The organism is Polyangium jinanense (genome assembly GCF_028435265.1).
Taxonomy (GTDB): domain Bacteria; phylum Myxococcota_A; class Polyangia; order Polyangiales; family Polyangiaceae; genus Polyangium; species Polyangium jinanense.
Genome location: NZ_JAGTJK010000117.1, coordinates 1 through 11,713, shown reverse-complemented (window position 1 = coordinate 11,713; position 11,713 = coordinate 1). Strand labels below are relative to the sequence as shown.

Sequence of the window (11,713 nt, the reverse complement as noted above, 5' to 3'; positions counted from 1 at the left end):
AGAGGTCTCCGGCTGGGGATTGATGTCGGCTTGCCGACCTCGGAGAGGTCTCCGGCTGGGGATTGATGTCGGCTTGCCGACCTCGGAGAGGTCTCCGGCTGGGGATTGATGTCGGCTTGCCGACCTCGAAGTGGTCCCCGGCTCGGGTTCAGGTCGGCGCGTTCGCCGAAGGCACCGCGGGCAGTATCTCCTCGCCCGTTTCGGGGTTCACGTCCGGGACCGAGCGACGGGCTTTGAGGTACTGTCCGATGGCATCATTTTGACGGAGAATCGGGCCCATGAGCGCTTGTCGGCCCGCGCGGTCCGCGTCGCTCTCCGACGGATGCCTGCCGGCGATCATCGCCATGGCCTGGAGCATGAGATTCTGGCCCTTCGCGCGGGCTTCCTTGACGGCAAGGAACTTCAAGCCATCGGCGGGCGTATCGAGGAGCTTCCTGTATTCGGTCGCAAGGTCGGTGATATGAACGATCATACGCGTCAAACCAAACTCCATCACGAGCGATGCCCATTTGGGTTGCTTGAGCTCCGTCAGGATCCGCTCCACTTCGGCCGCCTCGTCAGGATACGTGGCATTCGTGACGGCCGCCGCGCCGAGCGGAAAGAGAATCTGGAGCAAGGACGCGCCGGAAACGGCGAGCGGGTCGCCCGCCTTGGAAGCTCGCACCTGGCGATCGATGGTGTCGCGGAGAGACGTTATCGTCCCGTCGAGCGTGATGTCGAGCTCACGCAGCCCCGGGACGACGGTCGAGTCCTGCGCGCGGCCATTCCACTTTGCTTCGATGACGAGCGTATCTTGATCATGCGCGACGCAGATATCCGCATGCAACGCGAGCGCGGCGAGCTCCGCCGCGAGCGCCTCCGCCCTCACCTGCCGCATGCAGTGCACGCGGCGGCCCGGCGTGAACACGTAGATGCCTGGGAATATCGCCTGAAGACTGACGTCCATGAACCCATCCTTTCCCAACACACGAAACCAGGCCGTAGGCTCGCCGACATGCAACCGGGCTGTCAAGGGGAAGAGCCGCGGAAGCCGAAGAGGCAGCACCATCGCGTTGGCTTTGACCGCCGGTACGCGTGATCATGGAGGCGCATGATGCACGCCAGGTTGGGAACGGATCTCGTCCACAGCCAGCCGATCCCCGACAAGGTGGCGCTTTCCGCCCGTCGAGAAGCAGCGCCCCTCTTGGTCGTGAAGAGTCACCTCAGCACCACCGACCTCGACGAGCTGCTCCCCACCTACTCCCGCCTCTACCCGGGCGCGACGCTAAAGCCCCTGTCAGGGACCGCCTTCCGGTGCCATTTCGCGGTCACCTCGGCCGGGCCCGTGTCGTTCGTGGCGGGGGACTGGGACCTCGGCGGCCGGGTCGAGGCGGCCGCCCTCGGCGATCGGTACGCGCTGGTGTTCGGAGGGGAAGGCAGCGGCGACGGGGAGGTGGAGATCCGGAGCCGGCGCCTTTCGATCACGCCTGGAAAGCAGGCCGCGCTCTTCGTTCCCGTGCGGCCGGCGAACATCAGGATGCCCGTGGGCTCGAAGGGCCGGACCGTCACCATCGAGCGATCGGCCCTCGAAGCGCACTTCGCCATGCTCACGGGCCACGCGAGCCACGGCGCGATCCCATTCGAACCCGATCTGGATCTCACCACGGGCGGCGGCGCGACGCTCCACGGGATCGTGCGGCTGCTCCGGGAGGAGATCGAGCGCCCCGCGGTCTCGCCGTTCGTCCGGCCGCGGCTCTTCGACGTGCTCCTCACCGCGCTCGTGACCATTCCTCGCCACGAGGGCTTGCGCCTGCTCGAGCTCCCGCCCCCGCGCGTCGCCCCCGCGGTCGTGCGCCGGGCCGAGGAGTACATCGCGGCGCACGCCGGCGAGGCGATCCGGCTCTCGGACATCGTCGCCGCGGCGGGCGCGCCGGCCCGCTCGCTCCAGGCGGCGTTCCGCGCGGCGCGGGGCATGACGCCGATGGAGTTTTTGAAGATCCGGCGGCTCGAGCAGGCGCGCCACATGCTCCTCGCCCCGCAGCCCGAGACGACCGTGTCGGGCGTCGCCGCCGTCATGGGCTTCCGCAACGCGGGGCGGTTCAGCGTCGAATACAGGAAGTGCTTCCAGGAGAGCCCCTCCGAGACGCTCACGCGCGGCCGCGCCTCCGCCCTGCGCTGATCAGAAAACGCAAGGCTACTCGACAAACGCAACGATTCCGCCCTGCCTCCGGGACGGCTGTCGCGGGAGCTTTCGCGCTCGGGTATAGATCCGCCGCCATGACACACGCCTCTCCATCGCCGGGGCGGAGGTGGTCCTCAGAGCAGACGCTTTGACGTGAGCGGACGTTTCAGTTAACGGTCGCCGCTGAAGACTTGACGATTACGGAAAGACCAAAAATGACGAAGGCATCCATCACACCCCTCTTGCTCGTCCTGCTTTCGGGCGGTTCGCTCGGCTGCGAGCTCATCGCCACGGTCGACCGCAGCCAGATCGACGTCGGCGCCGGCGGGAGCGGCGGCGCGGGCGGGAGCGGCGGCGTGGGCGGGAGCGGCGGCGCGGGCGGGAGCGGCGGTGTGGGCGGGAGCGGCGGCGCGGGCGGCGGCGAATGCACCCCCGAGGACGACGAGAACCCCTGCACGGAGGACGTCTGCGAGGGCGGCGTGCCCACGCACAAGCCCACGGCGGCCGGGACCGCCCTGCCCGATCAGGTGACGGGCGATTGCCAAGAGGCCGTGTGTGACGGCAACGGCGTCGTGATCCAGCAAGCCGACGACGCCGACCTGCCCGACGACATGAACGAATGCACGAGCGACGTGTGCACCGCGGGCGTGGCGTCGAACCCCCCGCTTTCGGCGGGCTCCGCCTGCGGCGCGGGCCTCGTGTGTGACGGCAACGGCATGTGCATCGGCTGCAACACGCCGGCCGACTGCGCGGGCATGGACGACGCGTGCAAGGCCCGCACGTGCGAGGCCGGGGTCTGCGGCGTGAGCTTCACGCCCGCGAACACGCCCGTGGACATGCAGACCCCCGGGGATTGCAGTGCGATCGTGTGTGACGGCAGCGGCGACACCACCACGATCGCCGACGACACCGACCTGCCGCCCGACGACGCGAACCCCTGCAAGGTCCCCGCGTGCAGCGCCGGTCAGCCGGCCGTGGCCGACGCGCCGGACGGCACCACCTGCGCGGACGGCGACGCGTGCACGCTGGCCGACACCTGCCAGGCCGGGACCTGCACCCCCGGCGCCGGGCAGCCGTGCCAGAACGGTGGCACGTGCGCGACGGAGGAGACCGGCTACACCTGCTCCTGCCCGTCCGGCTACTCGGGTGTCAACTGCGAGATCTGCGTCCCCACCACCTGCGAGGCCCAGGGAGCGACCTGCGGCACCATCCCCGATGGCTGCGGTGGCATGCTCTCCTGCGGGCCGGCTTGCGCCGTCTGTCCCTGCGATGCGGATCCGTCGTGGCAAAGCGCGCTGGCTGGGACGCTCGTGACGGATGGACGGTGCACCAATTACTCCTTCCCGGGCCCCTGCGGGAGCAACGTGATGAGCCCAGACAGCTTTTCCTGGGCAGTGTCCGAGGCCGGCGCGTCGCTCGTGGAGCTCCTCGCCGGAACGCAGGGCGGCGAGAGCTTCTGCGGTGTGCAGGTGATGCAGCCGTCCAGCCCCACGCAATGCAGTGGGGGTGCTTTCCCCGTCATCCTGAGCAGTCTCACCGCGGCGGAGGGCGCGGCGTGCAGGACCAAGGTCCTGAACTTCGGGGCGGCCCAGGGCGGCGTCTGCGAGTGAGCCTGCGGCTCCTGGCCGGCGCCCGGCATGACGAGCCACCCTGGTAGCGCAAGCCGTACAACCTTGGTCCGGGCCGCGCATGTCCTGCCCCCGGGCCGTGAAGGGGGGTTGGGGAGCCCCGAGACGCCCGTCGACGGCCTCTCGGGGGGGCCCTCTGATCCTCCGTCGCGGCATACCCGCACGCCCAGGCGGCCGTGGGGAGCAGCTCGACGAGGGGGGCTTCGAATTCGCTCGAAGGCAGGCTCTTGTAGCGGGCCAAAAGCTTCGTCGGCTCGAGCAGGCTCGCCGCATGCTCCTCGCCCCGCGGCCCCGCGCGCTGATCAAAAAACGCAAGGCTGGTCAACAAACGCAACGATCTCGCCCCGGCTCCAGGACGGCCATCGCGGAAATGACGTCTGGGTGTAGATTGCCGCCCATGACACACGTCGCTTCGTTCTTGGGCCGGAGGTCGTGGCTCCGCCGCGCCTCCGCCGGCGCCGTGTTGGTCCTGCTTGCCGCGTCTTGCGGCCCCGACACCGTCCCCGAGAGCCAGCCGGCGCCGGCCTCCGCCGCCCCGACGCAAGCCCGACGAACCCGAACAAGCCCGACGGCACGGTCTGCACCGGCGGCACGTGCCTCGCGGGCGCATGCATGGACACAGGAGCGGGAGGAAGCGGCGGCGGAAGCGGAAGCGGAAGCGGAAGCGGAAGCGGAAGCGGCGGCGGTGACACCGGCGGCGACAGCGACGGGTGCGGCTGCGTCGCGGCCGGCACGACCGAACGCGAGGGAGCGGCCGCGTGGGCTGCGCTCGGGCTCCTCGGAATGCTCTTCGCGCGACGCCGCCGCCGGAGCTGACCTTACCCATCACTGACGCATGGCCGGCGCGTCCAGACTGTCCGGCAGAAGGATGCTTTATGATCTACGCACGCTCTCTCGTTCTCCGCAGGACCCTCCCTTTCCTCATATCGGCGCTCGCCCTCGGGCCCGTCGCCGGCTGCGACGACGACAATGGCAGCAACAACAGCAGTAGCAGCAGCAGCAGCTCTTCCTCGGGAAGCGGCGGAGCCGGTGGTCAGGACGAAAGCTTTCGCCTCTCGGGTTCGCTTTCGTACGAGTACGTGCCCTTCGACGTCGACCTCGAAAAGCTCGATTATGGCAAGATCGAGAAGCGCCCGATCCGCGGGGCCTCGGTCCGCCTGATCGACGCCGACACCGACGCCGAGATCGCGAAGACGACCTCCGACGACGAGGGCGCCTACAGCTTCGACTACATGGGGGCCGCCAAAGTGAAGGTCTGGGTCTACGCCCAGACGGAAGTCCCCTCGTTGATCGTCGAGGACAATACGTCCGGAGACGAGGTCTACGTGATGGAGAGCAACACGGCCGACAGCGCCGCCGACGCGAAGCTCGACGTCCTCGCCGCCACGGGCTGGGACGGGACCGCGTACACCAAGACCCGCGCCGCCGCGCCGTTCGCCGTGCTCGATACGGCCTACACCGCGGTGAGGCGCTTCCTCGACGAGGTCTCTCCGCCCCCCGAGCTCCCTCCGCTCAAATTCAACTGGAGCATCGACAATCGCCCCGAGGAGGGGGACAAAGCCCTGGGCCAGGTCGGCACCTCCCATTATGACGGCGAGGAGCTCTATATCCTCGGCAAGGCGGACGTGGACACCGACGAGTTCGATTCGCACATCATCGTCCACGAGTGGGGCCACTGGTTCGACAACACGCTCGGCCGTGCGGACACCATCGGAGGCACCCACGGCTCCGGCGACATCGAGGACCCGCGGCTCGCCTGGAGCGAAGGGTTCTGCACCGGCTTGAGCGCGATCATCCTCGATCCGGACACCACGTACACCGACAGCTCCGGGCCCGGGCAGGCGAGCGGCTTCGCGAACGATGTCGAAGTGAACAACAACAACGTCGAGACGAACCCGGGCTGGTTCTCGGAGACGACGATCGAGGGGCTCGTGTACGATCTCTATGACGGGGCGAACGAGCCCTTCGACCAGGTCAGCGTGGGCATCAAAGGCATCTACGAGGCGCACCAGAGCCAAAAGACCAAGGCTTCGTTCACGACGCTCTTCTCGTTCGTGGCCTCGCTCAAGGAGAACAACCCGCAAGCAGCGGCGGACATCGACGCGGTCACGTCGTTCTACAACGCCAGCGCCGATTTCGGCATCGACCCCATCGAGGACGAGTGGGGGACGAACGAGACGCACGCAGGCGGCTTCCCCGGGAGCCTGCCGGTCTACAAGGAGGGTGTCGTCGGCGATAGCTACACCGTCGACATGACCGGCGACGACGAATCCAATCGACTCTCCCAAAACGTCTACTTCCGGATGGAAGGCGACGGGATGCCCATCACCGTCACCTCCACCAGCCCGAGCAACGTCGATCTGGCGGTGTACAACGCCGGCGTCCTCGTCACGTCCGACGAAAACCCGAGCGGGGAAGAGAGCCTCACGTTCGATTCGGAGGCAGGGACGATCTACGTGCTCAGCGTGCGTGGGTACAACACCATGCCCATGTCGTACGCGGCCGACATCACCATCTCGCACTGAAGAAAAGGAATCGACAATGAAATACATCAGCATCGTGGGGATGGTCGTACTTCTCGCGGCAGCGGCGTGCGGGTCTGACGGAGCGCGACCTCCGGCTCCTCCCGCAAGCGCGGGCGGCTCTTCCGAGGCGGCCCCGGGCGAGCCCCAAGCCGCGGCCCCAAGCACGGTCGAGCCCACAGCGAAGCCCTCCGCTCCCGTGAACGTGACCGCGACGCTAAAGCCAGGCGCGGCCGATCTGGATGTCGTCTTCGGCGCAGACGGCTCGAACATCACCATCGAGGTCTGGGGGGTGGACGGGCTGAAGCTCAAGGGAGGAGCGAGCCCGGTCTCGCAGCCGTCCGTGAGAAACGGGCAATCCGTCAAGGTGTCCGTTCTCTACGACGCGGTGGCGACCGAGAGTAACCTCGCAATCCGCGTCAGCGGCACCTTCAACGGCCGAGAGCAGGCCAAAGTGCAGTCATTCACGATCAACTTGGGCAGCCAGCCCAAAGGCACGCTGGACGGGGAGAGCAAGGTCGATAAAGACGGTCGGCCGGTCAAGGTGATGAAGTCGCAATAATGGCCGCGCCGGGGCTCTGCCCCGGGCCCCGCGGGGGCTGTTCGCCCCTCGACCCGAACCAGGGCAAGCCCTGGACCATTTGGGGAAGAACTGCGCGATGCGCAGTTCTTCCCACAGGCCGGTGGCAAGACCAGGAAGGTGCGTTTCACGCTGGCAGCGGGCACGTTGCCAGTTGAATCCTCAGCGCCGCGGTCTTGGCTGGCAGGGTCGTCGCTGGTCTTGACCTGGCCTGTTCGATGAACTGCGCATCGCGCAGTTCATCGACCCCGAGTCCAGCGCTTGCGCTGGTCCGGGTCCCGGGGCGGACAGCCCCGGGTGGGGCCTGGGGCAAAGCCCCAGCGAAGCGCACCTTCAGCATAAAGATGCGTTGATGCAAGAGCCTACGGAACGGCGAAAAGTCCCCTGAGGCTTTTCGGCCGATGATAGAGTTCACGCGTCTTTTTACGACGGAGGCTCTGTCATGAGTTCGATGAGTCGTATTATCTCCGCGTCGCTTCTTGTTCTGGCTGCCGCATGCTCGGGGGGCGGCGGCGAAGGCGGCTCCGCGGCAGGGGAGACCGGCGGCGGAGGCGGAAGTGCCGGGAGCGGCGGCAGCGGCGGATCCGGCGGCAGCGGTAGCGCGCTTGGTGGGCCATTCCGGCATGGGATCAATGCCGGCCACCGCCACCCCACTTGGAGTGACCCCGAGCTTGCGAAGCTCGCGCGCGAGGCCGGCGCCGACAGCCAGCGGATCTCGCTACCCGAGCAGCACTTGACGACGTGGGGGTACGAGATCGAGGTCGAGGACATCAAGCAATACGCGGCGCTCGGCATGTCGAACCACGTCGCCTTCTTGACGACCCCCACGGCCGAACATTCGACGGCGCCCGCAGGCACGCCGGACTGGCAGGTTGCCGAGTACATGCCGAAAAACCTGCATCAACCCGTGTTCCTCGAGGACGGCACGATCAACCCCGACAACTACTGGGGCGCGTATGTGTACAAGACGGTGAGCACCTACAAGGATTGGGTGAAGGTGTGGGAGGTGTGGAACGAGCCCGATTGGGTCGCCGATTGGCAGGTGACGGTGACATGGGACAAGGACCCGCCCACGAAGGAGCAACTCCCGCGCTTTCATGGCTCGATCTTCGATTACGTGCGCATGCTGCGCGTAACGCGCGAGGCGGCGCTCAAGGCCGATCCGGACGCGAAGATTGCGCTCGGCGGGATCGGATACCCGAATTTCCTCTCGGCCGTGCTCCGTTACACGGACAACCCCGAGGGCGGCGCCGTGACGGCCGATTACCCCGAGAAGGGCGCGAAGTACTTCGACGTCCTGAGCTTCCATTACTATCCGGTCTTCAGCCCGGGTAGCTCGGACGTCGGTGTGAACGGCTTCGTCGATTCCAAGAACAATCTGGCGAAGGTCCTCGATGCTGCGGGCGTCAGCGGGAAGACGTGGATGGTGACCGAGAGCGGGGCGCCGCATGAGCTCATCGGCGCAGGCCCGGGCGGGGCGGAATACGCGAGAAACTACATCCTCAAGGTGATGACCACCGCGCAGGCCGAGGGGATCGGCGGCGTCGATTGGTATCTCCTGACCGACAGCGCGGAGCTCGGCGCGAGCGACAGCTCCTTCGACTACATGGGCCTGTATTACGATGTCCTGAAGCTCGGCGCGCCGACCGAGGCAAAGATCACGGATACGGGCGTCGCGTATCGAACGCACGGGCAGCTCCTCGCCGGCGCCTCGTTCGACGCAGGCGCGACGGAGGCGCTCGCGCTGCCGGAAGCGGTCGGCGGCGCGGCGTTCAAGCTCTCGAATGGGAAAACGGCCTTCGTCCTGTGGGCGAAGACGAGCGGTACCAGCGAGGACGCGAGCGCGACGTATTCGCTCGCCGCGGGCGGGCCGATCAAGGCGTATGCGTGGGACCATAGCAAGACCGGCGCGGCCACGGATCTCGCGCCGGCGGGCGGGAGCGTTTCGCTCTCGCTCACGGACGCGCCGCAGATCTTCATCGAGCAGTAGGCCCCGCCACGTCCGTCCCCTCGGGCGCCGTGCCCAGGCAAAATCGACAGCGGGCAGGAAACGTTTGCCCCGATCGTGGGTGAAGGCGGAGAGAAGCCCCGTCGACCCATGCCCGCCCCCGTCCGTCAGCTGTACGTTCCGACCGTGCCGAGCCGCGGGGCGGACGAGAGACCCATCCCAAGCACGCGGATGGACGCGCGCTGCGATGGTCGTGATCTGTCTCCGAGCGAGCTCCGCGCCGCGATCGCCGCGGCCTACGAGAGGCACCGCGGGCTCGTGTATCGGCTCGCGCTGCGTTATGGCTCCGCGCGTAGGGCCTGGGCCGAGGACGTGACGCAGGAGGTGTTCCTGCAGCTCGTGCGGCACGCCGGAGTGCTCGACGATCTCGATGCGCTCGAGGGGTGGCTTTACCGGACGACGACGCGCAGGTGCCTGAACAAGCTGCGCAAGGAGCGGCTGCTCGCGTGGGTGACGATGGACTTCCTGCGCGGGGAGAGCCGCGAGGAGCCGTCGATGGACGGAGACGCGCTCGCCGGGGCCCGTGACGAGCTCCGCCACGCGTTTCGAGCGCTCTCCACATTGCCCGCAAAGGAACGCGTGGCATTCGCCATGCACGTTATCGATGGCCTGACGCTCGAGGAGATCGGCGCGGTGCTGGGTCACACGAAGGGCTACGTATCGAAGCTCGTGATGCGCGCGCAGGCTCGGCTCACGGAGGACGGGTGGGAGGTGGGTGATGGCGGATCGACCTGAAGGACCGCGTCCCCCGGCGCTCCTTTCCGCTTTACGCGAGGCGGATCGGGTCCTCTCCGAGGCAGATCCCGCGCCGGCCTTGAAGAACCGAATCCTGGACGCCGTGGGGCCGGATCTTCGAGGGATTCGCGTCCGTCGAGCCGCGCTCTTCGTGGTGCCCGCGGTGGCGATGGCCGTCGCCGTGGCCACGTGGGGGCCAGGCCTGGACAAGTCGCCCGCCGCCGAGGCGTCGAAGCCGCCGGAGGACATGACGGCGCCGGAGTCTCCCACCGGCGAGGGGGACGCGGATATAGCGATCGAACGGCCGCGCGCGGATGATGCGCGCCGCATCTCCTCGGAGCAAACCTCGCGGCTCGAACCGCCCGCGGCGCGCGCGCCCGCTCCGTCACGATCGGGAAAGCCATCCGTGGGCGACCCGATCGTGCCCTCGCTGTCGCCGAGGACCCCGGAGCCACGGCGGGTTTTGCCATTGCCACGGCCCTCGTCCGGCCCGTCGCCGTGGTCGTCTCGAGCGCCTCGTTCCCAGGCGGATCCGCCCGACCCTTGGAGCGTTTCACCGGTGCTTCCCCTCGCGGCCCCCGGGCCGGCTTCGCCCCTCGCGCCACGTGCCGGCGGAGATCTCGCGGCGAGCCCTGGAAAGCCGAGCGTTTCAGGCTCGCCTGGTGTGGACAGGTCCACGCGTGACGTGGAGAGGCCCGCGCCTTCCGTGGACGAGACGAAGGGCGGAACCCATCCGGAGACGGATGCCACGTTCGACGTGCACGTGATCGGTATTTACGAGGCGTCGACCTCCGAGGGCGGCGTGTCGGTGCATATCGCCCGCTCGGGTCCCATGGTTCTCGTGTTATCGGCTTTCGCCGCCACGACGTGGACGGTCACGGCGGCCCCGGAGGCCGACATTCGCAAGATCTTCGTGCTCGGTTACGAGACGCAGACCCTCGCATCCGCGCCGGATACCGTGGTGCACGTCGCGAGCGCCGAGAGCTCGGGGGGGTTTTTCGGCTGCGCCTACGAGTGGCCGGACCAGGATCCACACAGCGGCTGCGAGACCGAGCCGTTCCTCGCGGCGCTGCACGACGCGCTCGGCCTTTCGGCGACGTCCTTTCACGGCTGCTACGCCGGCTCCGCGTTCACCATCACGGAGGACGACTACGCGGGAACCTGCATGACCGAGATGGGCTATCCGTTCACGGGTTTTCCCTGAACAGGCGGCCGGTCCAAAAAAAGAACGACCCCGGGGAAACTTCCCCGGTCCTCCCGGGTGAACAGGATATCCCGGCAGGAGAAAGCACCATGAAGACTTCCTACATTGCCATCGCGGCCCTCTCGCTCGCCTCGCTCGCCACCGCCTGCGCACCCGCCGTCACGGTCGAGCAGGAGCTCGGGCAGGGCGAACAGACCGTTTTGCAGGGGGGCGGGACCTGTGGCGACGTGGAGCTGCACGTCGTCGGCATCTACGATCCGTATTCCGCCGCCACGAATGTCCAGGGGCCCGCCAGCGTGCACATCGATCGCCCAGGATCGGTGGTGCTCTTCCTCTCCTCGTATTCGGCCGCCGACTGGACCGTGACCACCGGCCCGGAGACCGACCTCGTCGCCGTCTATGCGCATGGATACGAGGCGCAAACCGTGCAAGCGCCCGACGGCGTCGAGGCGACCGTCTTTGCGTCCGAGAGCGGCGCCGAATTCCTGGGCTGCGGGTACGCGTTCCCGGACCAGGATCCCACGAGCGGCTGTGAGACCCCGGAGCTGCTCGCGGGGATCGAAGGATTCCTCGGCCTGCCCGTCACGTCGTTCCACGGCTGTTATGCCGCGTCCGATTTCACGATCGGCGCGGACCTGTCCTCGTCATCGAACTGCGCCGTGGACATGGGATACGCCCACACGAGCTTCGTCTCGGCAGGGTGCACCGACGATACGGAGTGATCGATGGGGGCGTCGCGCTGGGGCGTTGCCCCAGGCCCCACCAGGGGCTATCCGCCCCTGGACCCGGACCAGCGCAAGCGCTGGACCCGGGGTCGATGAACTGCGCAATGCGCAGTTCATCGAACAGGCCAAGGCAAGACCAGCGAAGGCCCT

The 11,713-nt window shown here is 67.7% G+C and carries 10 protein-coding genes; 9 read left to right on the top strand and 1 reads right to left on the bottom strand.

Features of this window, described 5'->3' with window-relative positions; genetic code table 11:
* Nucleotides 1-148 precede the first annotated feature (148 nt).
* Complete coding sequence (locus KEG38_RS54080; protein ID WP_272429006.1) at nucleotides 149-946, bottom strand: hypothetical protein; 798 nt, start codon at nucleotides 944-946, stop codon at nucleotides 149-151.
* A 147-nt stretch (nucleotides 947-1,093) separates the two neighbouring features.
* Between KEG38_RS54080 and KEG38_RS54075 the strand changes: the two genes are divergently transcribed.
* From KEG38_RS54075 to KEG38_RS54035, 9 genes are all read left to right on the top strand, one after another.
* Nucleotides 1,094-2,158 carry an AraC family transcriptional regulator gene (locus KEG38_RS54075; protein ID WP_272429004.1) on the top strand — a complete coding sequence of 355 codons (1,065 nt, stop codon included), beginning with the start codon at nucleotides 1,094-1,096 and terminating at the stop codon, nucleotides 2,156-2,158.
* Nucleotides 2,159-2,376: 218 nt separating this feature from the next.
* A complete protein-coding gene (locus tag KEG38_RS54070; protein ID WP_272429002.1) occupies nucleotides 2,377-3,771 on the top strand; it encodes a calcium-binding EGF-like domain-containing protein in 1,395 nt (464 codons plus the stop codon).
* Nucleotides 3,772-4,272: 501 nt separating this feature from the next.
* Complete coding sequence (locus KEG38_RS54065) at nucleotides 4,273-4,605, top strand: MYXO-CTERM sorting domain-containing protein (RefSeq protein ID WP_272428999.1); 333 nt, start codon at nucleotides 4,273-4,275, stop codon at nucleotides 4,603-4,605.
* A 59-nt stretch (nucleotides 4,606-4,664) separates the two neighbouring features.
* A complete protein-coding gene (locus tag KEG38_RS54060; protein ID WP_272428997.1) occupies nucleotides 4,665-6,314 on the top strand; it encodes a carboxypeptidase-like regulatory domain-containing protein in 1,650 nt (549 codons plus the stop codon).
* Between the two features lie 16 nt (nucleotides 6,315-6,330).
* The gene (locus KEG38_RS54055; RefSeq protein ID WP_272428996.1) at nucleotides 6,331-6,873 is read left to right on the top strand and encodes a hypothetical protein; all 543 of its coding nucleotides are present in this window, start codon (nucleotides 6,331-6,333) and stop codon (nucleotides 6,871-6,873) included.
* 469 nt (nucleotides 6,874-7,342) lie between these two features.
* Nucleotides 7,343-8,881 (top strand): glycoside hydrolase family 30 protein, encoded by a 1,539-nt coding sequence (locus KEG38_RS54050; protein WP_272428994.1) that lies wholly within the window; start codon nucleotides 7,343-7,345, stop codon nucleotides 8,879-8,881.
* Between the two features lie 189 nt (nucleotides 8,882-9,070).
* Entirely contained in the window at nucleotides 9,071-9,634 is a 564-nt protein-coding gene (locus tag KEG38_RS54045; protein ID WP_272428992.1) for an RNA polymerase sigma factor, read from the top strand.
* Nucleotides 9,618-10,838, top strand: a complete 1,221-nt coding sequence (locus KEG38_RS54040) for a hypothetical protein (RefSeq protein ID WP_272428990.1) — start codon at nucleotides 9,618-9,620, stop codon at nucleotides 10,836-10,838. Before KEG38_RS54045 ends, KEG38_RS54040 begins: the two co-directional genes overlap by 17 nt.
* An 89-nt stretch (nucleotides 10,839-10,927) precedes the next feature.
* Nucleotides 10,928-11,560: a hypothetical protein gene (locus tag KEG38_RS54035; protein ID WP_272428989.1), complete on the top strand. Its 633-nt coding sequence runs from the start codon at nucleotides 10,928-10,930 to the stop codon at nucleotides 11,558-11,560.
* The last annotated feature ends 153 nt before the right edge of the window (nucleotides 11,561-11,713 follow it).

What these genes read in the sequence shown, in the direction of transcription:
- KEG38_RS54060 (WP_272428997.1), top strand. Translation starts at nt 4,665, where the DNA reads ATGATCTACGCACGCTCTCTCGTTCTCCGCAGGACCCTCCCTTTCCTC.
- KEG38_RS54055 (WP_272428996.1), top strand. Translation starts at nt 6,331, where the DNA reads ATGAAATACATCAGCATCGTGGGGATGGTCGTACTTCTCGCGGCAGCG.
- KEG38_RS54035 (WP_272428989.1), top strand. Translation starts at nt 10,928, where the DNA reads ATGAAGACTTCCTACATTGCCATCGCGGCCCTCTCGCTCGCCTCGCTC.
- KEG38_RS54040 (WP_272428990.1), top strand. Translation starts at nt 9,618, where the DNA reads ATGGCGGATCGACCTGAAGGACCGCGTCCCCCGGCGCTCCTTTCCGCT.
- KEG38_RS54050 (WP_272428994.1), top strand. Translation starts at nt 7,343, where the DNA reads ATGAGTCGTATTATCTCCGCGTCGCTTCTTGTTCTGGCTGCCGCATGC.
- KEG38_RS54080 (WP_272429006.1), bottom strand. Translation starts at nt 946, where the DNA reads ATGGACGTCAGTCTTCAGGCGATATTCCCAGGCATCTACGTGTTCACG.
- KEG38_RS54070 (WP_272429002.1), top strand. Translation starts at nt 2,377, where the DNA reads ATGACGAAGGCATCCATCACACCCCTCTTGCTCGTCCTGCTTTCGGGC.
- KEG38_RS54075 (WP_272429004.1), top strand. Translation starts at nt 1,094, where the DNA reads ATGCACGCCAGGTTGGGAACGGATCTCGTCCACAGCCAGCCGATCCCC.
- KEG38_RS54045 (WP_272428992.1), top strand. Translation starts at nt 9,071, where the DNA reads ATGGACGCGCGCTGCGATGGTCGTGATCTGTCTCCGAGCGAGCTCCGC.